Annotated in this window: 22 protein-coding genes and 2 tRNA genes; 3 read left to right on the top strand and 21 right to left on the bottom strand. The window is 72.1% G+C overall.

Annotated features, from left to right (window positions below; translation table 11 throughout):
* Positions 1-252: 252 nt before the first annotated feature.
* The 8 genes from AC067U_RS08125 to AC067U_RS08160 form a co-directional block, all read right to left on the bottom strand.
* Positions 253-325: transfer RNA gene (locus AC067U_RS08125), tRNA-Ala, on the bottom strand.
* A gap of 137 nt (positions 326-462) precedes the next feature.
* The gene (locus tag AC067U_RS08130; RefSeq protein ID WP_030229679.1) at positions 463-696 is read right to left on the bottom strand and encodes a hypothetical protein; all 234 of its coding nucleotides are present in this window, start codon (positions 694-696) and stop codon (positions 463-465) included.
* A gap of 148 nt (positions 697-844) precedes the next feature.
* A tRNA-Ala gene (locus AC067U_RS08135) sits at positions 845-917 on the bottom strand.
* Between the two features lie 104 nt (positions 918-1,021).
* Positions 1,022-1,708 (bottom strand): histidine phosphatase family protein, encoded by a 687-nt coding sequence (locus AC067U_RS08140; RefSeq protein WP_478828948.1) that lies wholly within the window; start codon positions 1,706-1,708, stop codon positions 1,022-1,024.
* The gene (gene rsfS, locus AC067U_RS08145; RefSeq protein WP_478828799.1) at positions 1,705-2,151 is read right to left on the bottom strand and encodes a ribosome silencing factor; all 447 of its coding nucleotides are present in this window, start codon (positions 2,149-2,151) and stop codon (positions 1,705-1,707) included. Before rsfS ends, AC067U_RS08140 begins: the two co-directional genes overlap by 4 nt.
* 88 nt (positions 2,152-2,239) lie before the next feature.
* A complete protein-coding gene (locus AC067U_RS08150) occupies positions 2,240-3,976 on the bottom strand; it encodes an LCP family protein (protein ID WP_478828800.1) in 1,737 nt (578 codons plus the stop codon).
* 24 nt (positions 3,977-4,000) lie between these two features.
* Entirely contained in the window at positions 4,001-4,618 is a 618-nt protein-coding gene (gene nadD / locus AC067U_RS08155) for a nicotinate-nucleotide adenylyltransferase (RefSeq protein ID WP_478828801.1), read from the bottom strand.
* Positions 4,619-4,668: 50 nt separating this feature from the next.
* Complete coding sequence (locus AC067U_RS08160) at positions 4,669-4,836, bottom strand: hypothetical protein (protein ID WP_478828802.1); 168 nt, start codon at positions 4,834-4,836, stop codon at positions 4,669-4,671.
* A gap of 141 nt (positions 4,837-4,977) precedes the next feature.
* Here AC067U_RS08160 and AC067U_RS08165 point away from each other — a divergent pair, with 141 nt between their 5' ends.
* Positions 4,978-6,048, top strand: a complete 1,071-nt coding sequence (locus tag AC067U_RS08165) for a M48 family metallopeptidase (protein ID WP_478828803.1) — start codon at positions 4,978-4,980, stop codon at positions 6,046-6,048.
* A gap of 71 nt (positions 6,049-6,119) precedes the next feature.
* Here AC067U_RS08165 and AC067U_RS08170 read toward each other — a convergent pair whose 3' ends face one another.
* The 7 genes from AC067U_RS08170 to AC067U_RS08200 form a co-directional block, all read right to left on the bottom strand.
* Positions 6,120-7,412 carry an SCO2583 family membrane protein gene (locus AC067U_RS08170; protein ID WP_478828804.1) on the bottom strand — a complete coding sequence of 431 codons (1,293 nt, stop codon included), beginning with the start codon at positions 7,410-7,412 and terminating at the stop codon, positions 6,120-6,122.
* A 34-nt stretch (positions 7,413-7,446) separates the two neighbouring features.
* Complete coding sequence (locus AC067U_RS08175) at positions 7,447-8,025, bottom strand: SCO2584 family spore wall biosynthesis protein (protein WP_478828805.1); 579 nt, start codon at positions 8,023-8,025, stop codon at positions 7,447-7,449.
* A 77-nt stretch (positions 8,026-8,102) separates the two neighbouring features.
* Positions 8,103-9,383 carry a glutamate-5-semialdehyde dehydrogenase gene (locus AC067U_RS08180; RefSeq protein ID WP_478828806.1) on the bottom strand — a complete coding sequence of 427 codons (1,281 nt, stop codon included), beginning with the start codon at positions 9,381-9,383 and terminating at the stop codon, positions 8,103-8,105.
* A gap of 674 nt (positions 9,384-10,057) precedes the next feature.
* The gene (locus AC067U_RS08185; RefSeq protein ID WP_478828949.1) at positions 10,058-10,495 is read right to left on the bottom strand and encodes a hypothetical protein; all 438 of its coding nucleotides are present in this window, start codon (positions 10,493-10,495) and stop codon (positions 10,058-10,060) included.
* Positions 10,496-10,537: 42 nt separating this feature from the next.
* Positions 10,538-11,665, bottom strand: a complete 1,128-nt coding sequence (gene proB, locus AC067U_RS08190; RefSeq protein ID WP_478828807.1) for a glutamate 5-kinase — start codon at positions 11,663-11,665, stop codon at positions 10,538-10,540.
* Between the two features lie 153 nt (positions 11,666-11,818).
* The gene (locus AC067U_RS08195; RefSeq protein ID WP_478828808.1) at positions 11,819-12,244 is read right to left on the bottom strand and encodes a GtrA family protein; all 426 of its coding nucleotides are present in this window, start codon (positions 12,242-12,244) and stop codon (positions 11,819-11,821) included.
* The gene (locus AC067U_RS08200) at positions 12,241-13,185 is read right to left on the bottom strand and encodes a glycosyltransferase family 2 protein (RefSeq protein ID WP_478828809.1); all 945 of its coding nucleotides are present in this window, start codon (positions 13,183-13,185) and stop codon (positions 12,241-12,243) included. Before AC067U_RS08200 ends, AC067U_RS08195 begins: the two co-directional genes overlap by 4 nt.
* 141 nt (positions 13,186-13,326) lie before the next feature.
* Here AC067U_RS08200 and AC067U_RS08205 point away from each other — a divergent pair, with 141 nt between their 5' ends.
* Together AC067U_RS08205 and AC067U_RS08210 are read left to right on the top strand one after the other, a co-directional pair.
* Complete coding sequence (locus AC067U_RS08205) at positions 13,327-16,206, top strand: bifunctional glycosyltransferase/CDP-glycerol:glycerophosphate glycerophosphotransferase (RefSeq protein ID WP_478828810.1); 2,880 nt, start codon at positions 13,327-13,329, stop codon at positions 16,204-16,206.
* Complete coding sequence (locus tag AC067U_RS08210) at positions 16,203-17,357, top strand: glycosyltransferase (protein WP_478828811.1); 1,155 nt, start codon at positions 16,203-16,205, stop codon at positions 17,355-17,357. Before AC067U_RS08205 ends, AC067U_RS08210 begins: the two co-directional genes overlap by 4 nt.
* Positions 17,358-17,608: 251 nt before the next feature.
* On the opposite strand, the gene galE is transcribed toward AC067U_RS08210, so the two are convergent.
* The 6 genes from galE to AC067U_RS08240 all read right to left on the bottom strand — a co-directional run.
* Entirely contained in the window at positions 17,609-18,604 is a 996-nt protein-coding gene (gene galE / locus AC067U_RS08215) for a UDP-glucose 4-epimerase GalE (protein WP_478828812.1), read from the bottom strand.
* 107 nt (positions 18,605-18,711) lie between these two features.
* Positions 18,712-20,322: a glycosyltransferase gene (locus tag AC067U_RS08220; RefSeq protein WP_478828813.1), complete on the bottom strand. Its 1,611-nt coding sequence runs from the start codon at positions 20,320-20,322 to the stop codon at positions 18,712-18,714.
* 81 nt (positions 20,323-20,403) lie between these two features.
* Complete coding sequence (gene obgE / locus AC067U_RS08225; protein ID WP_478828814.1) at positions 20,404-21,849, bottom strand: GTPase ObgE; 1,446 nt, start codon at positions 21,847-21,849, stop codon at positions 20,404-20,406.
* Between the two features lie 133 nt (positions 21,850-21,982).
* Complete coding sequence (gene rpmA / locus AC067U_RS08230) at positions 21,983-22,237, bottom strand: 50S ribosomal protein L27 (RefSeq protein ID WP_008738950.1); 255 nt, start codon at positions 22,235-22,237, stop codon at positions 21,983-21,985.
* Positions 22,238-22,251: 14 nt separating this feature from the next.
* Complete coding sequence (rplU, locus tag AC067U_RS08235; protein WP_046905603.1) at positions 22,252-22,572, bottom strand: 50S ribosomal protein L21; 321 nt, start codon at positions 22,570-22,572, stop codon at positions 22,252-22,254.
* 228 nt (positions 22,573-22,800) lie between these two features.
* Positions 22,801-26,481: Rne/Rng family ribonuclease (locus AC067U_RS08240; protein ID WP_478828815.1), on the bottom strand; the 3,681-nt coding region annotated here is incomplete at its 5' end.

Consider the following 26,481-nt stretch of genomic DNA (forward strand, 5'->3'; position numbering starts at 1 on the left):
TACAAGCTCCATCGATCGTCTCTGCCGTCTCTGCCTGCCCAAACGAAAAAACCCCTCGCACAGGAGGGGACGCCGCGCCGAGTTCGACCGTGATCCCGTGGACCAGCAGGTCGAGGCTGCTCAGCGCGGCTCGGTAAGCAGAAGGCGTACGGCACGCATGGCGTCAGGGTACCGCAGCGGCCTCAGCCGCCGCTCGGGCGACCACACAACGAGAAGCGGGCCACCCGATCCGGGTGGCCCGCTTCCTCACTGTGGAGCTAAGGAGAATTGAACTCCTGACCTCCTGCATGCCATGCAGGCGCTCTACCAACTGAGCTATAGCCCCTTGCTTCTTGCCGCCGGGCCCCTGCTCGGTTTCCCTTGCCGGTTCCCCCTGGCGACATCCAGAACACTACACGGTCATGGCCCCGGACCAAAAATCGGTTTCGGTGATGTCTGATTTGGTCCGATTTAGGTGGAAGCTCACGCCCGGGCGAACTGGTAGAAGCGCTTCAGCGTGCAGTGCTCGTCGAGGAGGCGGCCGTAGATCGGCTCCCCCTCCAGCTCCCGGTAGGTCTCGATGGGGTCGCCTTTTATGATCAGCGCCCGCGCGCATTCCTCGCACCAGTACTGGTAGTCGGGATTGACCGGGTCCATGTCCCGCACGATCGGCGTGCCGTTGTCGCACCAGTCGCACCGCCGCCGGTGTGCACCCATCCGTGAGCGACTCCCTCCCGTTCAGAGCCGGCCGGGCCGTCGTCTCCCCCTCCGGCCGTCCGATTCTGCCATGCGGCCGGTCGGACGTGCAGCACGGAACAAACGCGAAGAATCCCACCCCCTGCCGGGGATGGGATCCTTACCGCTGTGGAGCTAAGGAGAATTGAACTCCTGACCTCCTGCATGCCATGCAGGCGCTCTACCAACTGAGCTATAGCCCCTTGCTCTCCGCCGTTCCCCCGCTGTTTTCTGCGGTGTTCCCTGCGGACAAGAAGAACCATAGCCTGTGACCAGCCGGAAAGTGAAATCCACTCCCCGGCGCCCGTCAGTCGTCGTCGCCGAGCACCGGCTCCGGCAGCGTGCCGGCGTTGTGCTCCAGCAGCCGCCAGCCGCGCGCGCCCTCGCCCAGCACGGACCAGCAGCAGTTGGACAGCCCGCCGAGGCTCTCCCAGGAAGACGGGTCGAGACCGAGCAGCCGGCCGATGGTGGTGCGGATGGTGCCGCCGTGGCTGACCACGACCAGGGTGCCGTTCCCGTCGAGCCGGTCCGCGTGGTCCAGGACCACGGGGGCGGCCCGGTCGGCGACCTCGGTCTCCAGCTCGCCGCCGCCGCGCCGTACCGGCTCGCCGCGCTTCCACGCCGCGTACTGCTCGCCGTACTTCGCCACGATCTCCTCGTGCGTCAGACCCTGCCACTCGCCGGCGTACGTCTCCCGCAGCGCCGCGTCGTGCGCGACGGGCAGGCCGGTGACGGCGGCGAGCTCCGCGGCCGTCGCGGCCGCCCGCTTGAGGTCGGAGGCCACGATGGCGGCCGGCGTCAGCGAGGCCAGCAGCCGGGCGGCGCGGCGGGCCTGGGCCACGCCGGTCTCGGTCAGCTCGATGTCCGTGGAGCCCTGGAAGCGGCGCTCCAGGTTCCACGAGGTCTGGCCGTGCCGCCAGAGCACGATCTTGCGGCCTGGACGCCCGGCGCTGCCGCCCGTCGCCGCGCTCGGCTGCGTGCTGGTCGCGCTCAGAACAGATCACCGTCCAGGTCGTCCTCGGCCTGCGTCGCACGCAGCTTGGCGTGCTCCTCGGCCTTGCCCTTGGTCAGCTTCGCGTCCTCGGGGAGCTCGATCTCGGGGCAGTCCTTCCACAGGCGCTCCAGCGCGTAGAAGACGCGCTCCTCGCTGTGCTGGACGTGGACGACGATGTCCACGTAGTCGAGCAGGATCCAGCGGGCGTCGCGGTCGCCCTCACGGCGCACCGGCTTGGCGCCCAGCTCCTTGAGGAGCCGCTCCTCGATCTCGTCGACGATGGACTTGACCTGGCGGTCGTTGGGCGCCGACGCGAGCAGGAAGGCGTCGGTGATCGACAGCACGTCGCTGACGTCGTACGCGATGATGTCGTGCGCGAGCCGGTCGGCCGCCGCCTGGGCGGCGGTGGTGATGAGCTCGATGGAGCGGTCCGTGGCGGTCACTGAGCCATGCTTTCGGGTCGAGGGCAGATCCTTACAAGGGTCTCATGGGCGGCCGACACCGCCCACGCCTTTCCCCGCGGCCCGGCCGCTACCGGGCTTTGTAGTCCTTGCCCAGCACCACGACGACGTCCGCGTTGACCGGGCTCGCGGCCTTCTTCACCGCGGTCTCGGGCAGCCCCAGGGTCTTGGCGACCTCGACCGCCTTCTCGCGCTGGGCGTCGTCCTGGTAGGTGACCTGGGTGCCCGCCTGGCTCTGGCCGGCCTTGCCGCCGTCCACGAACGTGTAGCCGCCGTTGACCAGCGCGGCCCGGGCCGCCGTGGCGGCCGTCTCGTTGCCGGTGGCGTCCTTGAGGCCGACCCGCGGAGCCGCGGAGGCGCCCTGCGGGGCGGTCAGGCTGCCGCCGAGGATCTCCTTGACGACGGTCCGGCCGGCTTCGTCGGACAGGGCGCCGTCCTGCTTCACCGCGACCACGTCCGTGCGGTACGCGCCGAGCTTGGCGTGCTCGGCGAGCCGGGCCAGCGATCCGCCCAGCGCCCGGTCGGTGAGGGAGGGGTCGAGGATCTGGCCGAGGGACTCCACGGTGAGGACCGCGGACCGCTCCTCGCTGGGCATCTTGCGCAGGGTGGCGTACATGACCTTGCCGAACCGCTCCAGCTGCTTGGCCTCCGGCTCGCCCTGGGCGCGGTGGGTGGCGTAGGCGACGGCCATGGCCCCGGTCAGGTTCTGCTTCTGGCCCTGGCCCACGGCGGGCGTCTTGGCCTTGTCGTCGGCGGGGACGGCGGTGTCGGTGTCGACCTCGATGCCGCCGACCGCCTGGACCAGGTTCTCCAGGTACGGGGTGTCCAGTCGCCAGGTGCCGCCGATGTGCGTGCCGAGCATGGCGTCGAGGGCCTCGCGGGTGCCGCCGAGGCCGTCCTCCTCGACCGACTTGCCCAGGGCGACCGAGGTGCCGTCGTCCCTGGGCACGGTCATGGTGTTCGGCAGCAGGACCGTGGCGCCCTTCTTGGCGGTCACGTTGTCGACCAGCAGGGCGGTGGAGGTCCCGCCCTTCTTGGTGTTGTGCAGGTGGACGACGATCATGTCGCGCTTCTGCGGTCCGGTCTCCGCGGCGGTGCCCGTACCGGCGCCGTCACGGCCGAGGAAGGGCAGCTTGCCCGCGTACCAGAGGTAGCCGACGCCGCCCGCCGTGAACAGGGCGAGGACGATGATCAGGGCGACCACCCGGTTGCGGCCGCGGCGCCGGGCCTCCTCGCGGCGTTCGGTGCGGCTCTCGGTGAACTTCAGCCAGTCGATGACGTCGTCGCTGTCCTCGTCGGGCTGGTCGAGGAAGGCGAACTGCTCGGTCCGGTAGTCCGGGGCGGGGCGGCGCTGCCCCGGCACCGGCGCGGTGCCGGCCTCGGGGCCCTCGTCGTCCGGGTCCGTGCCGGGGTCCGCGGCCGGGTCCCGGTCGGGCGCCTGCTGCGGGATCCACTGGCGGCCGGTCTGCTGCGGCGGGGCCTGCTGCGGGCCCTGCTGGTACGCCTGCGGGGGCATCTGCTGCACCTGCGGCATCTGCCCGGTGTCGTAGCCGTCGTAGCCGCCGCCGTAGCCGTAGCCGTAGCCGTCCTGCCCGTAGTACTGCTGCGCGGGCTGCTGCGGGTACTGCCGGGGCGCCGCCTGGGGCTGGGCGACCGGCTGCCCGTAGGCGTCATGGCCGTACGGTTGCTGCTGGTACTGCTGCGGGTACTGGCCGTACTGCCGAGGGGGCGCGGCGGGCACCTGGCGGTACACCGGCCGACCGTACTCGTCGTAGCCGATGAACTGCGGTTCCTGTGGGTCGTTCACCGCGGTGCCCCTCTCGTGCGGAAGCTAGGCTCCCCGGTACAGCTCTCGCTTGTCGATGTACCGCACCACACCGTCGGGGACCAGGTACCAGACCGGGTCGCCGGCGGCGACCCGCGCGCGGCAGTCGGTGGAGGAGATCGCCAGCGCGGGGACCTCCACCAGGGATACGCCGCCCTCGGGCAGGCCGTCGTCGGTGAGCAGGTGGCCGGGCCGGGTGACCCCGATGAAGTGCGCGAGCGAGAACAGCTCCTCGGCGTCGCGCCAGGTGAGGATCTGCGCCAGGGCGTCGGCGCCGGTGATGAAGAACAGGTCCGCGTCGTCGTTGAGGCGCCGCAGGTCCCGCAGGGTGTCGATGGTGTACGTCGGGCCGCCGCGGTCGATGTCGATGCGGCTCACCGAGAACTGCGGGTTGGAGGCCGTGGCGATGACCGTCATCAGGTAGCGGTCCTCGGCCGGGGACACGGCCCGCTCCGACTTCTGCCAGGGCTGGCCGGTCGGTACGAACACCACCTCGTCGAGGTGGAAGAGCGCGGCCACCTCACTGGCGGCCACCAGGTGGCCATGGTGGACCGGGTCGAATGTCCCGCCCATCACGCCGAGCCTGCGCTTGACCGGACCGGTAGGCGTTTCCTGCTCTCCCATGAGCGCAGACCATACCGGCCCGGAGCCGGGGTGCGACTGCCGCGGTCGGACTAACGGTCGCGGTTGAGGCGCGTGGTGACCCACAGCATCAGGAGCAGCACGAAGAGCGCACCGCCACCGGTCAGGTACGGGTTCAGGCTGTCGTGGTTGCCGCCGTGGGTCTCCGCCCCCTCCGAGGCGAGGAGAACCAGGCTCTGGGCGGTGGTGGAGAGGCTCATCAGGCAGGTACCTATCGGGTCGGGGAGCGGGGCCGAGACTTCGCTCACATCGTATGCGGGTGCCTGGGGCACGCTCACGCCGACTCAGGCGTTGGAGAGGATAGACGCAACGCAGAGCAGTCCGATCAAGGGGGAGGCGCAATGGCTGACACGGCATTCGAGAAGGTGCCCGCACGCGACCGCAGGAGGTTCCCGGGGATCTCCTCACGGGCCTACGAGCACCCGGCGGACCGGTCGGCACTGGTGGCGCTGCGCAAGCTGAGCGGGTTCGACACGGTGTTCAAGGCGCTCAGCGGGCTGCTGCCGGAACGCAGCCTGCGGCTGCTCTTCCTCTCGGACTCGGTGCGGGTGGGCGAGACCCAGTTCGCGCACCTGCACGCGATGCTGCGCGACGCCTGCTACATCCTGGACCTGGAGAAGGTCCCGCAGATGTACGTGCAGCAGGATCCGCGGCCGAACGCCATGTGCATCGGCCTGGACGAGCCGATCATCGTGGTCACCACCGGTCTGGTGGAGCTGCTCGACGAGGAGGAGATGCGGGCGGTGGTGGGCCACGAGGTGGGCCACGCGCTGTCCGGCCATTCGGTGTACCGGACCATCCTGCTGTTCCTGACCAGCCTGGCGGTGAAGGTCTCCTGGATTCCGCTGGGCAATGTGGCGGTGACGGCGATCGTCACGGCGCTGCGGGAGTGGTTCCGGAAGTCGGAACTGTCGGCGGACCGGGCCGGACTGCTGGTCGGGCAGGACGTACGGGCCTCGATGCGCGGCCTGATGAAGCTGGCCGGCGGCAACCACCTGCACGAGATGAACGTGGACGCCTTCCTGGCGCAGGCCGAGGAGTACGAGGCCGGCGGTGACCTGCGCGACTCGGTGCTGAAGATCCTCAACATGCTGCCGCGGACGCACCCGTTCACCACGGTGCGGGCCGCCGAGCTGAAGAAGTGGGCGGAGAGCCGCGACTTCCAGCGGATCATGGACGGGCACTACCCGCGGCGCGAGGAGGACAAGGACGCCTCGGTGAGGGACTCCTTCCGGGAGTCCGCCGCGCACTACGCGGACTCGGTGCGGACGAGCTCGGACCCGCTGATGAAGCTGGTCACCGACATCGCGGGCGGGGCGGGCGACCTGGCCGGCTCGCTGCGGGACAAGTTCGCGGGGGCCGGCCGGGACGGCAAGGGCGCCGGGGACGGGGACGGCGGGAAGCAGGACTGACCGGCGGCGGAAGCCGCAGCCGTCACCGGGCCGGGAGCGGTCCGGTGGCGGTCCGGTGGCGGTGGCGCCGGCTACGAGGCGGTGCCGGCCGGGACGGAACGGGCCGGGGTGGCTCCCGTCCGGCCCGCCGGTTCTGCCTGGTCTGCCGGGCTCGCCGGGCCGCTCTGCTGGTTCGGGCTCGCGGCCGGGCTCTGGGCGGCCAGGGCGCCGCACAGCCCGCCCGCCCGCCGTTCGCGGCCGACGGCGAACGGGTCGGTGGCCGGCGGGCCCGTCGTGGTGGCCTCGGCCCCGGCGAGCAGCGGGGTGAAGCCGGCGTACGGCTCGACGGCGCAGTCGTGCGGCCCGGCCTGCACGTACGCGGCCAGCAGCTCGGTCCGGCGGGCCACCAGGTCGTCCCGGTCGAAGCGCATGCGCAGTTCACGCCGGACGGTGAACAGCGAGGCGCCGCCGTCGGCCGACGGCCCGGCCACGGGCTGCCCGGCGGCTGTGTGCCCGGCAGCCGTGTGCCCGGCCGCGGGCTGCCTGGCGGCTGCCGGACGCACGGCGTAGACGAAGGTGTGGTCGGAGATCACTTCGAGCACCCCGGGGGCGACCTCGTCGAAGGCGAGCGTGCCCTTCACCCGGACCCGGGAGTCGGCCATCACTGCGGTGTCCGGATCGAAGCGGACCAGCCAGCCAGTGGCGGCGTGCAGCGCGTCGCCGCCCTCGGAGGTCATGCTGCGGTCGAACTGGTCCTGCTGGTCGGGGTCGAGCAGGATCCGCACCGGGCGGTAGGCGGCCCCGGCGAGCACGTCCGGGTCCAGCGAGGACTGCACCAGGTAGTCCTTGGCGATGCTCAGCGCGGCGACCACCTGGGTGTCGGTGAAGTGCGGGGTGCGGCGCACCGCCGGGAGGGTGATCCCGGCCGCACCGACCCGGTACTGGGCCGCGGAGCTGTGCGCGAACAACTCGGCCGGCGTGCCGCCGGGCACCGGACCGGCCGGGGCCAGCGGGACGATCGTGCTGGTCAGCGCCTCGGTGCGGTTCCCGGGCGCGGCGACGTAGGGGTTGCGCAGGCCCATCCAGACGGCCGCGCCGAAGGCGAGCGCGATCAGCAGGACCAGCACCAGGCCCTGGCGGGCGGCCCGGCCGGGGGTGCTGGTGCGGCCGCGCCCGCGGCTGTGACCGGTGGACCAGACGGAGCGGCTGCGGACGGCGCGCGCGTGTTCGCCCATGCGTTCGTCGGCGGAGAACTCCTGGAGGCGCGCAGCCCGGACGAACTCCTCGTCGAACACCACCGACCGGTATTCGTCCGACCGGAAATCGTCCTCGCCCCCGCCGAAGGGGTCGGGGGTGGGCTCATATGGATCTCGTGGCACGGCCATGCGCGTCTCCCTGCTCCGGGAGGAGGTCGTACCTTCAGGGTTGGCGCACGGCGGGGTGCGTAAACGCGTCACCGCCGCCGACTTCCGTCAGGGGCGTCCTGCTCGCGGGGGGCGGGGTCCGTCCGGGGTCTCCGGAGGAACCCGAGGCACCACGGTAGACCGCGATGAAGGCCAGCGCGACCATTCCGATGCCCATGACCACGGCGAGGACCCAGGCCACCGGGCGCAGCCACCGGGACCGGCCGCGGTAGGGCCGCAGGGTCCCGCCGTAGGCGCCGTACGGGCCGTAGCCGGGGCCGCCGTAGGGGCCGTCGTCGTAGCCGAACGGGAGGTCGTCGGGGCCGTAGCCGTCCGGCGGGCCGTCGGGCCATCCGTACGGGTATCCCTCGAAGGGGTCCTCGTCGGCCGCGCGGCCGCCCGCGACGGCGGCGCGGGCGGCTTCGGCCTCGCGCAGCCGTTCGGCCGCGCTCGGCTCATGGATCTCGGCGTTCCGGACGAAGTCCTCGTCGAACACCACGGAGGCGAAGTCCTGATCCGCGCCCCCGCGGTCGTCGCGCTCGTTTTCGGGGTCCCCGTCGTCCGGGAACGGCTTGCCCCCCACGTCGTCCGGCACGGGTCCAGCGTAGACCTGGGCACCGGTTTTGGGCAGGCGGTAAGCCGGAATTCGGCCACGCGGAGTCCGGAAGGGGGTTACCGCACGTGTCCGTCGCCGGTGACGATGTACTTGGTGGAGGTCAGCTCCGGGAGGCCCATCGGACCGCGGGCGTGCAGCTTCTGGGTGGAGATGCCGATCTCCGCGCCGAAGCCGAACTGGCCGCCGTCGGTGAACCGGGTGGAGGCGTTCACGGCGACCGTGGTGGAGTCGACCAGCTGGGTGAAGCGGCGGGCCGCGGCCTGCGAGGTGGTGACGATGGCCTCGGTGTGGCCGGAGGTCCAGCGGCGGATGTGGGCGACGGCCTCGTCGAGGGAGCCGACGACGGCGGCGGCGATGTCGTACGAGAGGTACTCGGCGGCCCAGTCCTCGTCGGTCGCGGGCAGCGCGGTGACCTTGCTGTCCTGTGCCGCGGCGAGGACGGCCGGGTCGCCGTGGACGGTGACGCCGGAGTCGGCGAGGGCGTCGAGGGCGCGCGGCAGGAAGGCGTCGGCGATGTCCCGGTGGACCAGCAGGGTCTCGGCCGAGTTGCAGACGGAGGGCCGCTGGGCCTTGGAGTTGATCAGGATGTCCACGGCCGTGTCGATGTCGGCCACCGCGTCGACGTAGACGTGGCAGTTGCCGGTGCCGGTCTCGATGACGGGGACGGTGGACTCCTCGACGACCGTCTTGATGAGGGAGGCGCCACCGCGCGGGATGAGCACGTCGACGAGGCCTCGGGCGCGCATCAGCTCGCGGACGGAGTCGCGGGACTCGCCGGGGACGAGCTGGATCGCGTCCGCGGGGATGCCGGTGGAGGCCACGGCGTCGCGCAGGATGCCGACGAGGGCGGTGTTGGAGGCGTACGCGGAGGAGCTGCCGCGCAGCAGGACGGCGTTGCCGGACTTCAGGCAGAGCGCGGCGGCGTCCACGGTGACGTTCGGGCGGGCCTCGTAGATGATGCCGACGACGCCGAGCGGGACCCGGACCTGGCGCAGGTCGATGCCGTTGGGGAGGGTGGAGCCGCGGACGACCTCGCCGACCGGGTCGGGGAGGGCGACGACGTCGCGGACGTCGGAGGCGATGGCGGCGACGCGCTCGGGGGTGAGGGTGAGGCGGTCGATGACGGTCTCGCTGGTGCCGGCCTCGCGGGCCTTGGCGATGTCCTTGGCGTTCGCCTCGACGATCTCGGCGGTACGGGCCTCCAGCGCGTCGGCGATGGCCAGCAGGGCGGCGTCCTTCGCGGACCGCGGGAGCGGGGCGATGTCCGCGGCGGCGGTGCGGGCGCGCTGGGCGGTGGCGATGACGGGCGAGACGGAGGCGTCGTTCAGCGAGGTCATGCCGTCCAGGGTAGTGCGCCGCGATCGCCTTGCCGGCGGGCTTCCACCCCCCGAGACGGCGCCCCCGCCGGGCGGCTCCCGCCGGGGCTGCGCCGGGCGGACGCCGTCGCGATGTGGGCAGGCCGCGCCGGATCCCGGCCGCCGCCATGGCCGTGGGGGGCTGGCGCGCCGGCCCCGTCCCGCCGCCGTGTGGGCAGGCGTGCCGCAGGGCGGCACGGGTGGGCACACGGCACCCCGGTCCCGCGAGGGCTCGCGCAGCCACCCCCGGCCCCGGTCCGGCTGCAGTTCGGACCCCGTCCGGGCGGAGCTCCCGCTCCGGGCAGTGCCGGGTCTGGCGAAGCCACCGCCCTGGCCGGGCCCGGCTGCGCACGGAGCCGAGGCAACGCTTCGGTGAAGCCGGAGCGAGCCCGCTGGGCGGCGTTCCGGTGTGCCCACCCGTTCCGCCCTGCGGAACGCCTGCCCACACCTCCGGCGGAGGGCGCGGGAGGGCACAGCCCTGCGGAACGCCTGCCCACACCTCCGGCGGAGGCCCGCCCACACCTCCGGCGGAGGGCGCGGGAGGGCTCAGCCCTGCGGAACGCCTGCCCACACCTCGGCGGAGGTGCCCGCCCACACCTCAGCGGAGGCCGCCCACACCTCCGGCGGAGGGTGCGGGAGGGCTCAGCCCTGCGGGGTCAGTACGGGTGTACGCCGACCGGGTGGGCCGGGGGCGGGCCGTAGCCTTCGGCCACGCGCTGGTGGTAGGTCGCGCGGTCGATGACCTCCAGGCCGACGATCTCCCACGCCGGCAACCGCGCCGAGGAGCGGTGTTCGCCCCAGAGCCGCAGGGCGACGGCCGCCGCGTCGTGGAGGTCGCGGGCCTCCTCCCAGTAGCGGATCTCCGCGTGGTCGTCGGCGTACCGGCTGGTGAGGAGGAAGGGGTGGTCGTGGGCCAGCTGTTCCAGGCCGCGCCGGACCTCGGCCAGCGGCACCGGCTTGCCGGACACGCTCAGGGTGACGTGCCACAGCCGGGACTGGTGGTCCTCGTCCTCACCGCCGCCGCCCGCGACGCTGGTCAGCGCTCGTCCCACCAGTCGGCTCCTCTGCCCTGCGTGTCTGCCCGTTACCCACAGTTGACCAGTCCCGGGCCTGCTTCGCGGCGGTTTTGCCGAACCTCAGCCCTGCAGCAGAACCAGATCGTCCCGGTGGACGACCTCGCGTTCGTACTCCGGTCCGAGTTCCCGCGCGAGCTCGCGAGTGGAACGGCCCAGCAGGCGCGGCATCTCCTTGGCGTCGAAGTTGACCAGGCCGCGGGCGATCGGCCGGCCGTCCGCCGTGCGGAGCTCGACGGGGTCGCCCGCGGAGAAGTCGCCCTCGACGGCCGCGATGCCGGCGGGGAGGAGGGAGCTGCCGCGTTCGGTGACCGCGCGGACCGCGCCCTCGTCGAGGACCAGGTGGCCCTGCGGGGTGGAGGCGTGCTGGAGCCAGAGCAGGCGGTCCGCGGAGCGCTTGCCCGTGGCGTGGAAGAAGGTGCCCGTCTCGCGCCCGGACAGGGCGTCCGCGGCCTGGCTGGCCGAGGTGAGGACCACGGGGACGCCGGCAGCTGCGGCGATCCGGGCGGCCTCCACCTTGGTGACCATGCCGCCGGTGCCGACGCCCGCCTTGCCCGCGCTGCCGATGGAGACGTGCGCGATGTCCTCGGGGCCGCGGACCTCCTCGATCCGGCTGGTGCCCGGCTGGGACGGGTCCCCGTCGTACAGGCCGTCCACGTCGGAGAGCAGCACGAGGAGGTCGGCGCGGACCAGGTGGGCGACCAGGGCGGCGAGGCGGTCGTTGTCGCCGAAGCGGATCTCGTCCGTGGCGACGGTGTCGTTCTCGTTGACGACCGGCAGGGCGCCCATGGCCAGCAGCTGGTCCAGGGTGCGGTAGGCGTTGCGGTAGTGGGCGCGCCGGCTGGTGTCGTCCGTGGTCAGGAGCACCTGGCCGACGCGGACGCCGTAGCGCGCGAAGGAGGCGGTGTAGCGGGCGACCAGCAGGCCCTGTCCGACGCTGGCCGCGGCCTGCTGCCGGGCCAGGTCCTTGGGCCGGCGGCGGAGCCCGAGCGGGGAGAGGCCGGCCGCGATGGCGCCGCTGGAGACCAGCACGATCTCCTTCTCGCCGCCGCTGCGGGCCTTGGCGAGGACGTCGACGAGCGCGTCGACCCGGTCGGCGTCCAGGCCGCCCGCCGCCGTGGTGAGGGAGGAGGAGCCGACCTTGACCACGATCCTGCGGGCGTCCACCACAGCCTGCCTAGCCCCTGACACGTCCATCCCCTTGCCGCCCGTCCGCCGAATACAGCCCTCAATCTACGGGGTTCCGGCGAACGGGCGCCTTCCGGTTCAGACCGTGGACGCGCTCGGACCACGGATGTGATCAGCCGGCGGATGCGGTCGGATGTGGTCGGACCGCGGATGGGGTCAGACCGCGGACTTGCTGCGGGTCGGCTCGGTCTGCGCCTGGGCGGCGGCGCCGGGCACCAGGATCTTCCGGGAGAGGAGATAGGTGAACGGGATCGCCACCACGGCCGCGACCAGCGGGGCGATCTTCGTGTTCATCCCGGCCCAGGTGACCAGCGCGTACAGCCCGACCGACTGGATCACGTAGTTGGTGACGTTGGTCAGCGGGAAGAGCAGGAACTTCTTCCAGGTGGGCCGCGTGCGGTAGGTGAAGTAGGTGTTCATGAAGAACGACCCGATCATCGCCAGCACGAAGGCGAGGCTGTACGCGGCGAAGTACGGCATCCACGGGTGCAGGAGCAGGTAGATGCCGAAGAACGTGGCCGTGTTGACGCCGCCCACCAGGCCGAACCGGAAGATCTGGCCGAGCTGGTCCTTCAAGGTCATCGGGCGTCGATCCGGTCGGCCCCGTGGGATTCCTTCACCAGGAAGTGCGGGCGCCGCTTGGTCTCGTAGTAGATGCGGCCGATGTACTCGCCGATCAGGCCGAGCATGGTCATCTGGACGCCGCCCAGGGCCACGATGATCGCGACGAGGGTGACGTAACCGGGGGTGTCGACGCCGTTGGTGGCCGCCTGCACGATGACCCACAGGGTGTAGAGCGCTCCGATGGCGGTGAGCGCCGCGCCCATCCAGATCGCCAGCCGCAGCGGCCGGTTGTTGAACGAGATCAGCCCGTCCATGGCGTAGTTCAGCAGGGAGCCGAACTTCCACTTGGTCTCGCCGGCCTCGCGCTGCGCGTTCTGGTAGTCGAACGTGACCGTGTCGAAACCGATCCAGGAGAACAGGCCCTTGGAGAAGCGGTTGTACTCCTGGAGCGAGACCAGTGCGTCCACGGCGGCCCGGGACAGCAGGCGGAAGTCGCCCACGCCGTCCATCAGCTCGACGTCCACCCACCGGTTGACCATCCGGTAGTAGAGGCGGCTCAGGGCGCTGCGGACCTTCTTGTCGCCGTCGCGGTTGCGGCGGGCGATGATCTGGTCGTGGCCGAGCGCGTACAGGTCCAGCATCTTGCCGATCAGCTCCGGCGGGTGCTGGAGGTCGGCGTCCATGATGACCACGGCGTCGCCGGTGGCCTCCTTCAGGCCGGCCAGCATGCCGGCCTCCTTGCCGAAGTTGCGGCTGAAGGAGACGTATCGGGTCTGCTCGGGGTTCACTTCGGCGATCTTGCGCAGCTTCGCGAGGGTTCCGTCGCGGCTGCCGTCGTCGACGTAACAGACCTCGTACTCGATGGGGAGGGCGCCGAGGACCTTGCGGATCTCCGTGTCGAAGCTGTCGATGACTGCTTCTTCGTTGTAGCAAGGAACGACTACGGACAGCTTCGTCATGAACACTTCCTGCTGGGTCTGATCCGCGGGTCTGATCCGCATGCTCTAGAAGTATGCACGCCCGGAGGTGGGCTGCCGGAGCCGAGTGGAACACACGGTAGTTTTGACGGGTTAAGCGGAACGGAACATTTAGGGATCGAGGTGCACGTGCCTGACGTCTCCGTGGTCGTCATCGTCTACAACGACGCAGAGCGTCTGCCGACAGCCGTCCAGTCGGTCATCGACCAGACGCTGCAGGGCGTCGAGGTAGTGATCGTCGACGACTGCAGCAAGGACCGTTCCTTCGAGGTCGCCAAGGAACTCGAAGCGGCGCATCCCGGCAGAGTGCGCGCGTTCCAGCTGCCGCAGAACAGCGGCGGCTGCGGCGCCCCCCGCAATCACGGCATCCAGCAGGCCGCCGGCACGTACGTGATGTTCCTGGACAGCGACGACGTCCTGGAGCGCAACGCCTGCCGGAACATGCTGGACGCGGCCGAGCGGACCGGGGCGAACCTGGTCTCGGGCATGTGCGTGCGCGTCCACCTCGACAACCGGTGGGGCAAGACCACCGAGTGGTACCCGTGGATCTACTCCCGCACCCGGACGCTGGAGTCGATCACCGAGTACCCCGACCTCCTGGTGTACGACACCCTCTCCACCAACAAGTGCTACCGCCGGTCCTTCCTCCTGGACGAGGGGCTGGAGTTCCCGGTCGGCATCCACTACGAGGACCTGCTGTTCTCCGCGCAGGCCTACGTCGCGGCCGGCCGGATCGCCCTGATCCCCAACCACGTCTACTTCTGGAACGTGCAGGAGAAGGCCGCCTCGAAGTCGATCAGCAACCGGCGCCACGAGATCGCCAACTTCGTGCACCGGATGGAGATCCACCGCCGCGTCGACGCCCTCCTCGCCGAGAAGGGCCACGACGAGATCAAGTCGGCCAAGGACGCCAAGTTCCTCAAGCACGACCTGGTGCTCCACCTGCGCGACCTGCACCTGCTGGACGACGACTACCGGCAGGAGTTCGCCCGGCTGGCCAACGGCTACCTGGAGGGCATCGACCCGGCCGCGTACGACCAGGTCAACCACCTCCAGGCGATCTGCGCCTACCTGCTCGGCAAGGAGGACTGGGTCAACCTGCTGTCCGCCGCCGAGTCGATGACCAACCGCGGCCGGCTGACCTCCTCGCTCGCCGAGCTCGACGGCCGGATCTACTGGTGCGCCGAGCACGTCGACGACCCGGCCGACGCCGAGGCCCGGCGCATACTGGACGTCACCGACCAGGGCTTCCACACCACCCCGCTGGCCTCGCTCGCCCTGGGCAACCGGCTCACCTCGTACGAGGACGACGGCCGCGGCACGGTCACCCTGTCCGGTTCCGTGGTGAACCCGCTGGGCCGGATCTCCGCGGACGGCCCGCTCAAGGCGGAGCTGGAGTTCCGCGCCCGCCGCCAGATCGGCGTGAAGTCGTTCAGCTTCCCGGTGGAGAAGATCGATCACGCCGGTGACACGATCGAGTGGTCCGTGCGGGCCGACATCGGCAAGAGCGTCCGCCCGCTGGGCATCATCGACGCGGTCTGGGACGTCCGGCTGAAGCTGACCGCGGGCAAGGACCGGATCAACACCCGTGTCGCCGTCGGCAATGTGGACCTGGAGGACGCGGCCAAGCTGCGTGTCCGGCCCCGGCTGACCCGCCTGGTCTCCGACCGCTTCGAACCGGAGATCACCAAGAAGGGCAACCTGTCGTACGTGCTGACCGCCGAGGGCGCGGCCGCCGTGCGCACCCAGGCACTGATCAACGGTGCGATGCACGGCAGAGCAGCCGGACTCGTCAAGCGGAGCCTGAAGAAGGCCCTGCGGACCAAGCGGAACATCGGCTCCGGCGAGCAGAAGGTGAAGGTCTACCACGAGGTCTTCTCGAAGCTGCCGATCAAGAAGGGCCTGGTCGTCTTCGAGAGCCACATGGGCAAGCAGTACAGCGACAGCCCCAAGGCGATCTACGAGGAAATGGTCCGGCAGGGCGTCGAGTTCGATGCCGTGTGGTCCTACGCGGGCTCCAAGCCCACCGGGTTCCCCAAGGACGCCACCCTGGTCAGGCGGTGGAGCTGGCAGTACCTGCGGGCGCTCGCCCAGGCCGAGTACTGGATCGACAACCAGGGCTTCCCGCTGGCCCTCACCAAGCGCCAGGGCACCACGTACATCCAGACCTGGCACGGCTCGGCGCTCAAGCGGATGGGCTTCCACGAGCCGCGCACCAAGGCGCTCGGCCAGGACGGGCAGGCGAAGTTCCAGGCCGCGGTGGACCGGTTCGACCACTTCCTGATCCGGTCCGAGCACGACAGCCGCACCCTCGCCAAGGCCTTCCGGCTGCGCGACACGGTGCTGATGCGGGCCGGCTACCCGCGCAACGACGCCCTGGTGGCGGCGCACCGCGCGGAGGCGCAGAGCGGCGAGCGGGTCCGCGGCCCGCTGGCCGCCGAGCTCGGCATCGACCCGGAGAAGAAGGTGCTGCTCTACGCGCCGACCTTCCGGGCGGCGGCGGACGGCTCGGTGGAGGGCTTCGCCTTCCCCTTCGACGTGGAGGAGTTCGCCGAGCGGCTGGGGGACCGTTTCACCCTGCTGGTGCGCACCCACTACCTCAACAGCGTCACCCTGCCGCCCTCCGTGGCGGGCCGGGTGATCGACGTGTCCAAGCACCACGACATCACCCCGCTGCTGGCCCTGGCCGACGGTCTGATCACCGACTACTCGTCCGTGATGTTCGACTACGCGGTGCTGGACCGGCCGATGCTCTTCTTCGCGTACGACTACGAGGCGTACGCGTCGGACCTCCGCGGCACGTACTTCGACCTCAAGGAGAAGGCGCCCGGCCCGGTGGTCGCCACGGCGGACGAACTCCTGCAGGCGCTCTCCGCCTTCGAGGAGGCCGACGCCAAGTACGCGGAGGCGCGGCAGCGTTTCCTCGCCGAGTTCGGTGAGCACGACCGCGGGGACGCCGCCCGCCGGATCGTCGAGAAGTTCTTCCAGGGGAGCGGCAAGTGAGCCAGGGCCGTGACGTCTTCTTCGTGTCCAACAGCGTCGACGAGATCGGCGGGGTGACCACCTGGTCGCACCAGATGGCGCGGCTGCTGTCGGACCGGGGCCACCGGGTGCACCTCATCGGCATCTGCCCGGTGGAGGAGCACATCCGGCAGGCCTTCCCCGAGGAGCTGCCGTACGCCACCACCACCCTGTACGACGAGCGGCCCCCGTCGCCGCGCGCCCTGCGCGGCATCAAGGGCAGGCTGAACGCGCCCGAGCGGCGCCGCCAGGCCGCCCGCCGGGCCGGGATGCTGGAGCAGGCGGAGAAGCTGAGCACGCTGTTCCGTGCGGCCGCGCCCGGTGCCGTGGTGATCTGCACCCAGGTCTGGGCGATGGAGTGGGTGGCGCTCGCCGACACCAAGGGGCTCACCGTCATCGGGATGAGCCACGAGTCGTACGAGGCCAGCCACAAGTCCTCGCGGGCCGCCCGGGTACGGCGCCACTACAAGGACGTCGACCGGCTGCTGGTGCTCACCCCGGAGGACGCGGACCTGTGGATCCGCGCCGGGATGGACAACGTGGGCTCCATGCCGAACCCGCTGCCGTTCATGCCGGAGGAGCCCGCGCCGCGCGAGGCGAAGGTCGTCGCCTCCGTCGGCCGGCTCGCCTTCGAGAAGGGCGTGGACCTGCTGCTGGACGCCTGGTCCGAGACGGCACCGCTGCACCCGGACTGGACCCTGCGGATCTACGGGGCGGGACCCGAGGAGGCCTCCCTGCGGGCCTACTGCACCTCGCTGGGCCTGGACGACTCGGTGGAGTGGATGGGCAGCACCGGCGACGTGCTGGGTGCGCTGCGCGGGGCCTCGGTGTTCGCGCAGGCGTCCCGGGCCGAGGGCTTCCCGATCACGCTGCTGGAGGCGATGGCCGCCGGTGTGCCGCCGGTCGCGTTCGACTGCGCGCCGGGCGTCCGGGAGATCGTCTCGCACGGCGAGGACGGCCTGCTGGCCCGGCTGGGCAACACGGTGGAACTGGCCGGGCACCTGAGCCGGCTCATGTCGGACAAGGCCCTGCGGGACGGAATGGGCGATGTCGCCTTCCGCGACGTGAAGCGGTACTCCAGCGCGGAGATCACCGACCGCTGGGAGGAACTCTTCGCCTTCCTCCAGCGATAGGCCTGCGGCGCGGGGAGCCGGAACGGCGCGCCGCGGCATCCCTCCCCGCGGCCGGGCGGATCCGGCCGCGGGACACGCCCGCCGGACAGGCCTGAGGCCGCCCTCCCCCTGTGGGAAGGGCGGCCTCACGCATTCCGCGGGCCGGGGCCCGCGCCGCCGGGCGCGGTGCGTGCCGCGGCCGTGCGGGCGCCGGCGCCCGGCGTGCCGGAGTGCACGGCTGCCGCTCCGGTCCGGGGCCGCACCGGGCGCGGCTAGCGCTCGTGGGGGACCAGGGTCTTGTTCGCCTGCCAGCCGGCCCACGCCGAGGTGATCATCTCGCGCACGTCGTGGCGGGCCTTCCAGCCCAGCTCCCGCGCGATCTTGTCGGCGGAGGCGACGACCTTCGCCGGGTCGCCGGGGCGCCGCGGGGTGACCACCGGTTCGTGGTCGTGCCCGGTGTTCTCGTTCAGCAGCTCGACCATCTCGCGGACCGACACGCCCTCGCCGCGGCCGATGTTGACGGTGAGGTCCTGGTACTCGCCGGCCGTCGCCCACTGGGCGAGCTTGCGGGCGGCCACCACGTGGGCGTCCGCGAGGTCCTCGACGTGGATGTAGTCGCGGATGCAGGTGCCGTCCGGGGTCGGGTAGTCGTCGCCGAAGATGCGGGCGCCCTCGCCCCGGTCGTAGCGCTCGAAGACCATCGGGACCAGGTTGAACACGCCGGTGTCGGCGAGCTCGGGGGTCGCGGCGCCCGCCACGTTGAAGTAGCGCAGGCAGGCGGTGGCGATGCCGTGCGCCTTGCCGGCCGCGCGGACCAGCCACTCGCCGGCCAGCTTGGTCTCCCCGTACGGGGACAGCGGCGCGGCCGGGGTCTCCTCGGTGACCAGGTCCACGTCGGGCATCCCGTACACCGAGGCCGAGGAGGAGAAGAGGAAGTTGCGGATGCCGGCCCGGGCCACCGCGCCCAGCAGGACCTGCAGGCCCTCCACGTTCTCGTGGTAGTAGTACAGCGGCTTCTCGACGGACTCGCCGACCTGCTTCTTGCCCGCCAGGTGCACCACACCGGTGATCTTGTGCCGGCGGATGGTGTCGTCCAGCACCAGGTGGTCCAGCACCGAGCCGATCACCAGGGGGACGCCCTCCGGCACGCGGTTCTCGTTGCCGGTCGACAGGTCGTCGAGGACGACGACCTTCTCCCCCGCGAGCTGCATCGCGCGGACGACGTGCGAGCCGATGTAGCCGGCCCCTCCGGTGATCAGAAACGTCATGCGGGTCTCCCGAGTCCTGTCCATATTCTCCAACATGCCGCGCGTGCCGCACGGCACATCCTGTTCCGACGCGCCTGGCGGCCCGGCGGTTCTGCCGCGTGGAACGGCTAGCGCGCGCCCCGGCCCAGCCGGGCCCGGCCGAGGCGGCCGCGCACCAGGTCCACGGCACCGTCCGCGCCGGGCGCGAGGCGCAGTGCGAGCGATCCGGCGGCCGTGCGGTACGGCTGCGCCAGCAGCACACCGTACCGGCTGCTGGGCAGCGCCCGCCGCCGCAGCAGGTCGCCGAGGGGGCGCAAGGAGGTGAGCAGGGTGCTCCCGTCGGCGCACTCCACGCCCACCCGGACGTCCCAGGCCTGCATGCCGCGCAGGCCCAGCCGGCGGCCGGTGACGGCCAGCGCGGCCGGTTTGAAGGGCAGTTCGGCGGTCCAGGTGCCGTCCGCGCCGGGGCGCAGCTCCACCGGGTGGCCGCTGACCGGTTCGCCGCCGCCGCGGGGCAGGAACCGCAGCCGCGCGGTGCGCGGACCGGCCGCGGCCAGCCGCCCGTACAGGTCGTGGACGCGGACGGCGAGGGCGCCGGAGCCGGCCGGTTCGGCGTCCACGGTGACCGGCAGGTCGGCGACGGGCAGCGCGCCCAGGCCGTCGAGTTCGGCGGCGGGCAGCTCCTCGCTCCACACCGGGGTGCCGTCGGCGGTCTCGGCGTACGGGGGCAGCAGGCGGGGCGGTTCGGCGGCGAACCGGGTGAGCCGCTCCACGTCGGCGGGCGGCGTGTCGGAGGCGCGCAGCACGCGGACGATCCAGCGGGCCTTGGCCGCGGCGGCCTCGACGGCGGCCTCGTCGAACCCGGCGACGTACCGGCGGGTCAGGTCCCACCAGGCCTGCCGGTAGCCGGGGTCCTTGCCGAGCTCGCGCAGGTACATGCGCAGGTCGTATTCGAGGAACTTGACCTGGCAGGCGAGGCCGAGCAGCGGGGAGGCGGCGGCGAGGGCGGCGTGCGCGGTGCGGTGCGCCTCGATCCGGGAGCTCCAGTTGCCGACGTCCTTGCGGTCCAGGGAGATCGAGACCCGGGCGGCGCTGCGCCGCACGTGCCAGACGTACACGAGGTCCTCGACGACGGCGATGCGCGGGGCCGCGGCCAGGACGCGGGCGGTGAAGACGAAGTCCTCGTAGACGAACCTGCCGTCGGGGAACCGGATGCCGTGCGCGTCGAGGAAGTCCCGGGCGTAGAGCTTGTTGACGCACAGGGTGTCGCGGACGAGTTCGGGGCGGTCCGCGGGGTTCTCGATGACCTCGCCGGGCGTGAGCAGGCCGGGCATCCAGGGCACGTCGTTGCCCTGGGGCAGCTCGCGGCGCACGCAGGAGCCGACGGTGACCGGCGCGCGGTGCTCCTCGGCGGCGCGCAGGAGCGCGCCGGCCGCACCGGGCGGCAGGACGTCGTCGCTGTCCAGGAAGAGGACGTACGGCGCGGTGGCGGCGGCGATGCCGTCGTTGCGCGGGGTGCCGCAGCCGCCGCTGTTCTCCGCTCGGTGGATCACCTTCAGGCGCGGGTGCGCGGCGGCGAGCTCGTCCAGCACCCGGCCGGTGCCGTCGGACGATCTGTCGTCCACCGCGATGACCTCGCTGACGGCCGGGCCTTGGGCGAGGGCCGATGCGACGGCCTCCCCCACCAGCCCGGCGTCGTTGTAGGCGATCACGACGACGCTGACGCTCGGAGTACTCACCGGACGGATCCTACGGGAGCCCCGGACGTGCGGAACGGGCCGGTCCGGGGTGCCCGGACCGGCCCGTTCGCGCTGCTCCCGTCAGAACGGGCGGAACTCGTCGAACTCCCGCTGGGCGGAGTCGCCGCGCTGCGCGTCGCGGTCCTTGCGGCGCTGCGCCGCCGGACGCGGGGCTTCCAGGCGGTGGTCCTCGCCGCGGCGGCCCAGCATCTCCGCGCCGGCCATCATGGTCGGCTCCCAGTCGAAGACCACGGCGTTCTCGTCGGGGCCGATGGCCACGCCGTCGCCCGCGCGGGCACCGGCCTTCATCAGCGCGTCCTCGACGCCGAGGCGGTTGAGGCGGTCGGCGAGGTAGCCCACGGCCTCGTCGTTGTTGAAGTCGGTCTGGCGCACCCAGCGCTCCGGCTTCTCGCCGCGCACCCGGTACAGCTCCTCGGCCTCGTCGTAGGTGACGGTGAAGCCGGCGTCGTCCACGGCCTTCGGGCGGATGACGACCCGGGTCGCCTCCTGCTTGGGCTTGCGGGCGCGGGCCCTGGCGACGATCTCGGCGAGGGCGAAGGAGAGCTCCTTCAGACCGGTCCGGGCGACCGCCGAGACCTCGAAGACCTTGTAGCCGCGCTCCTCCAGGTCGGGCCGGATCATGTCGGCCAGGTCCTGGCCGTCGGGGATGTCGACCTTGTTGAGCACGACGAGCCGCGGGCGCTTCTCCAGACCGCCGCCGTACAGCTTGAGCTCCTCCTCGATCACCTCGAGGTCGGAGAGCGGGTCGCGGTCGGACTCCAGGGTGGCGGTGTCCAGCACGTGCACGAGCACCGAGCAGCGCTCGACGTGCCGCAGGAACTCCAGACCCAGACCCCTGCCCTGGCTGGCGCCGGGGATCAGGCCGGGGACGTCGGCGATGGTGTAGACGGTCGAGCCGGCGGTGACCACGCCCAGGTTCGGGACCAGGGTGGTGAAGGGGTAGTCGGCGATCTTCGGCTTGGCCGCGGAGAGCACCGAGATCAGCGAGGACTTGCCGGCGCTCGGGTAGCCGACGAGGGCCACGTCGGCGACGGTCTTCAGCTCCAGGACGATGTCGCCCGTGTCGCCGGGCTCGCCGAGCAGCGCGAAGCCGGGGGCCTTGCGGCGGGCCGAGGAGAGCGCCGCGTTGCCGAGGCCTCCGCGGCCGCCCTGGGCGGCGACGTACGTGGTGCCCTGGCCGACCAGGTCGGCGAGGACGTTGCCCTGCTTGTCGAGGACGACCGTGCCGTCGGGAACGGTGAGGACCAGGTCCTGGCCGTCCTTGCCGGAGCGGTTGTCGCCCTCGCCGGGTTTGCCGTTGGTGGCCTTGCGGTGCGGGCTGTGGTGGTACTCCAGCAGCGTGGTGATCGCCTGGTCCACGGTCAGGATCACATCGCCGCCGCGGCCGCCGTTCCCGCCGTCGGGGCCGCCGAGCGGCTTGAACTTCTCCCGGTGCACGGAGGCGCAGCCGTGGCCTCCGTTACCCGCGGCGACGTGCAGCTCGACGCGGTCCACGAAGGTGGTCATGGTTGTTCCTCCAGAGTTGTACAGCGGTGTGTGCCTTTGTAACGCGCCGAGGGCGGATCCGCTTCCCGGCTCGCGCCGGGAAGACGGAGATCCGCCCTCGGTGAGTTTCGAACGCCTAGATCAGATGATCGGATCAGGCGGCCGGAACGATGTTCACGACCTTGCGGCCACGGTGGGTGCCGAACTGCACCGCTCCGGCCTGCAGGGCGAACAGCGTGTCGTCGCCACCACGGCCGACACCGGCGCCCGGGTGGAAGTGGGTGCCGCGCTGGCGGACGAGGATCTCACCAGCGGAAACGACCTGACCGCCGAAGCGCTTCACGCCGAGCCGCTGGGCGTTGGAGTCGCGACCGTTCCGGGTGGACGATGCGCCCTTCTTGTGTGCCATTGCTCAGTCCCTCTTTACTTCGCGGCCGTCGGGATGGACGTGACCTTGATCGCCGTGTACTGCTGACGGTGACCCTGGCGACGGCGGTAGCCCGTCTTGTTCTTGTAGCGCAGGATGTCGATCTTGGCGCCCTTGTGGTGGTCCACGACCTCGGCCTGGACCTTGATGCCCGCCAGGACCCACGGGTCGCTGGTCACGGCGTCGCCGTCGACAACGAGCAGGGTCGAGAGCTCGACCGTGTCGCCAACATTGGCAGTGGAAATCTTGTCAACCTCAACGATGTCGCCGACAGCAACCTTGTGCTGGCGACCACCGCTGCGCACGATGGCGTACACGCGGATCTCTCTCTCGCTCGATGGGAACCCCTGAAGCCAGCCGTCTCCCGCAGAACGCGGAGCGGCCTCCCCCGGACCGCGCAGCGGCTCGGGAGGTGAGGTGCTCAGTGGCTGGCGTGCACGTAGACACGCCGACGGTCAAGGTTACGGGGCCAGGTTTGAGAGGTCAAACCGGGCCCCGCGACCCCCGCCGCACCCGTGCTCCCACGGGTGCGGCAACGGCTGGGATCAGGCGTCGGTGGCGGCCGAGACGGACGGAGCGGTCTGCTCCGCCGCCGCGGTCTTCTTCGTCGCCTTCTTGGCCGTGGTCTTCTTCGCCGTCGTCTTCTTGGCGACGGCCTTCTTCGCGGTCGTCGTCTTCTTGGCGACGGCCTTCTTCGCCGGGGCCTTCTTGGCGGCCGTCTTACGGACCGTCTTCTTGGCCGGGGCGGCCTCCTCGGCCTCCGCGGCCGCGTCGCCCGCCTCGGCGGACCCGGCGGCCTCGGCCTGCTCCGGAGCGGCCACCACCAGGACGGCGGCCTCGGCGCCCGCCGGGGAACCGGCCGGAGAAGTGGCCTTGCGGGTGGCACGGCGGCGCGGACGCGCCGGGGCGGCCTCCACCACCGGCTCGGGCTCGGCGACCGGCTCGGCCACCGGGGCGGCCTCCGGCTCGACGGCCGGGACCACGATCTCGGCGACGGCCTCCACGACGACCTCGGCCGGAGCCTCGGCGGCCGGCTTCGGCGAACCGGCCGGAGCCGTGGCCTTGCGGGTGGCACGGCGGCGCGGACGCGCCGGGGCGGCCTCCACGACCGGCTCGGGCTCGGCCACCGCGACGGCCTCGACCGTCTCGCCGGCCTCCACCGCCTCGGCGACGACCTCGGCGGCCGGCTCCAGGACGGTGTCCGCGGGCTCGGTCACCGGCTCGGTCCGGACCTCCGGCTCGACCGCGGTCTCCACGACCGGCTCGGCCACCCGGGCGGCGGCCCGCGGGGCACCGGCCGGAGCCGTGGCCTTACGGGTGGCGCGGCGGCGGCTGCGGCGCGGGCTCAGACCCGCCGCGGCCTCCGCCTCGGCCGCGCTGCTGTACAGCTCCTCGTCCGGGGCGAACGACGGCTCCGGCAGCGCGAACGGCGCCGCGGCCTCCGCCGCGACCTCGGCCTCGGTCTCCACCGCCACGGCGGACTCCGCGGACTCGACGGATCCGACCGCCTCGACCTCGTGCTCGTGCTCGTGGACCCGGCCGCCGCGCTTCTTCGCACGCTTGCCGTTGCCACCGCCGCCGACGGCCGTCGGCTGCTCCATGTGCACGATCACACCGCGCCCGTTGCAGTGGACGCAGGTCTCGGAGAAGGACTCCAGCAGGCCCTGGCCCACCCGCTTGCGGGTCATCTGGACCAGGCCCAGCGAGGTGACCTCGGCGACCTGGTGCTTCGTACGGTCCCGGCCCAGGCACTCCAGCATGCGCCGCAGCACCAGGTCCCGGTTGGACTCCAGCACCATGTCGATGAAGTCGATGACGACGATGCCGCCCAGGTCGCGCAGCCGCAGCTGACGCACGATCTCCTCGGCCGCCTCCAGGTTGTTCCGGGTGACGGTCTCCTCCAGGTTGCCGCCCTGGCCCGTGAACTTGCCGGTGTTGACGTCGATGACGATCATCGCCTCGGTCTTGTCGATCACCAGGGAGCCGCCCGAGGGCAGCCACACCTTGCGGTCGAGCGCCTTGGCGAGCTGCTCGTCGATCCGGTACGTCGCGAAGACGTCCACCTCGGAGGTCCAGCGCTGCAGCCGGTCCGCCAGGTCCGGCGCCACGTGCGAGACGTAACCGTGGATGGTCTGCCACGCCTCGTCACCGCTGACGATGACCTTGGAGAAGTCCTCGTTGAAGATGTCGCGGACGACCCGGACCGTCATGTCCGGCTCGCCGTACAACAGGCTCGGCGACGAGGTCGAGATCTGCTTCGACTTCTTCTGGATGTCCTCCCACTGCGCCTGCAGGCGCTCGACGTCGCGGCGCAGCTCGTCCTCGCTCGCGCCCTCGGCGGCGGTGCGCACGATGACGCCCGCGTCCTCGGGGACGATCTTCTTGAGGATGGTCTTCAGGCGCGCGCGCTCGGTGTCGGGCAGCTTGCGGCTGATGCCGGTCATCGAGCCCTCGGGCACGTAGACCAGGTACCGGCCGGGCAGCGAGACCTGCGAGGTCAGGCGGGCGCCCTTGTGGCCGATCGGGTCCTTGGTGACCTGGACCAGCACGGACTGGCCGGACTTCAGGGCGGACTCGATGCGGCGCGGCCCGTTGGCCATGCCGAGCGCCTCGAAGTTGACCTCACCGGCGTACAGGACGGCGTTGCGGCCCTTGCCGATGTCGATGAAGGCGGCCTCCATGGACGGCAGCACGTTCTGGACCTTGCCCAGGTAGACGTTGCCGACGTACGAGGTGGCCTGCTCCTTGTTGACGTAGTGCTCGACGAGCACGTTGTCCTCGAGGACGCCGATCTGGGTGCGCTCGCCGTTCTGACGGACGACCATCACGCGCTCGACGGCCTCACGGCGGGCCAGGAACTCGGCCTCGGTGATGATCGGCACGCGGCGGCGGCCCTGCTCGCGGCCTTCGCGGCGGCGCTGCTTCTTCGCCTCCAGGCGGGTGGAGCCCTTGATGGACTGCACCTCGTCGGTGCCCGAAGCGGACTCCCTCTCCCGGGCCGGGCGCGGCTCGCGGACCTTGACGACCGTACGGACGCCGTCCTCGTCGGCTGCGGCCTCCTCGACGCCGGTGTCACCGGAACGGCGACGGCGGCGACGTCGGCGACGGCTGGAGCTGCTGCCGAGCGCGGCGCCCTCCTCCGGCTCCTCGTCCTCTTCCTCGTCCTCGGCGGCGGCCTCCTCGGCCTCCTCCTCGGCTTCCTCGGCGGCCTCGTCCAGCTCGGCGGCCTCGCCCCGGCGGCGACGGCGGCCACCACGGCGGCGGCGGCGCGACGGACGCTCGTCCGCTTCCTCGGCCTCCTCCTCGCCGAACCCTTCCTCGGCCTCCGCCTCGACCTCGGTCTCGGCCTCGGTCTCGGCCTCGGGCTCGGCCTCGGGCTCCGGCTGCGGCTCGGCGGCGGCACCACGGCGGCGACGGCGGCGGCCGGCGGGCTGCTCGACGGGGGCCTGGACCTCGGCGACGGCCTCGGTCTCCTCCTCGTCGAGCTCTTCGATCTCCTCGGCCTCGGCGGCGCGGGCGGCAGCGACGGCCGCGGCGGCGGTCTCCGGGGTCTGGAACATCGGCTCGGTGAACACCGGGGCCTGGAACACGGCCACGGCGGGACGCACGGCACGGCGCGAACGGGCCGGGGCCGGGGCCTCGGGCTCCGGCTCGGCGGCCGGGGCCGGCGCGGCCTCGGGCTGCCGGGCGGGCGCAGCGGCGCGGGTGGCCCGGCGGCGGGTGCGGCCACGCGGGGCGTCGACGGCGTCGGCGACCGTGACGGTCTCCGTCACGGCCGGAGCTTCCTCGGCGGCGGGGGCCGGGGTCTCGGCGGCGGGAGCCTCGGCGGCGGGGGCGGCCTCGGCGGCCGGAGCGGTCGCCGCACGCGTGGCACGACGACGGGTACGGGCCTTCGGCGCGGCCTCCTCCACCGCAGCGGCCACCACGGCCTCAGCGGCAGGAGCCTCGGCCACGGGGGCCTCGACCACGGCCGGAGCCTCGGCGGCGGGCGCGGCCGGCGCGGCAGCGGCACGCGTCGCACGACGACGGGTACGCGCCGGAGCAGCGGCCGGAGCCTCCTCCACGGCCGGGGCCGGAGCCTCGGCGGCGGGAGCCTCGGCGGCGGGGGCGGCCTCGGCGGCCGGAGCAGCCGCCGCACGCGTGGCACGACGACGGGTACGGGCCTTCGGCGCGGCCTCCTCCACCGCAGCGGCCACCACGGCCTCAGCGGCAGGAGCCTCGGCCAC

It is taken from the genome of Streptomyces sp. NPDC043853 (assembly GCF_056436025.1).

Coding starts and splice junctions, on each gene's coding strand:
- AC067U_RS08130 (WP_030229679.1), bottom strand. CDS start 696: ATGGGTGCACACCGGCGGCGGTGCGACTGGTGCGACAACGGCACGCCG.
- nadD (WP_478828801.1), bottom strand. CDS start 4,618: ATGGGAGAGCAGGAAACGCCTACCGGTCCGGTCAAGCGCAGGCTCGGC.
- AC067U_RS08160 (WP_478828802.1), bottom strand. CDS start 4,836: ATGAGCCTCTCCACCACCGCCCAGAGCCTGGTTCTCCTCGCCTCGGAG.
- AC067U_RS08165 (WP_478828803.1), top strand. CDS start 4,978: ATGGCTGACACGGCATTCGAGAAGGTGCCCGCACGCGACCGCAGGAGG.
- AC067U_RS08170 (WP_478828804.1), bottom strand. CDS start 7,412: ATGGCCGTGCCACGAGATCCATATGAGCCCACCCCCGACCCCTTCGGC.
- AC067U_RS08180 (WP_478828806.1), bottom strand. CDS start 9,383: ATGACCTCGCTGAACGACGCCTCCGTCTCGCCCGTCATCGCCACCGCC.
- AC067U_RS08195 (WP_478828808.1), bottom strand. CDS start 12,244: ATGACCTTGAAGGACCAGCTCGGCCAGATCTTCCGGTTCGGCCTGGTG.
- AC067U_RS08200 (WP_478828809.1), bottom strand. CDS start 13,185: ATGACGAAGCTGTCCGTAGTCGTTCCTTGCTACAACGAAGAAGCAGTC.
- galE (WP_478828812.1), bottom strand. CDS start 18,604: ATGACGTTTCTGATCACCGGAGGGGCCGGCTACATCGGCTCGCACGTC.
- obgE (WP_478828814.1), bottom strand. CDS start 21,849: ATGACCACCTTCGTGGACCGCGTCGAGCTGCACGTCGCCGCGGGTAAC.
- rpmA (WP_008738950.1), bottom strand. CDS start 22,237: ATGGCACACAAGAAGGGCGCATCGTCCACCCGGAACGGTCGCGACTCC.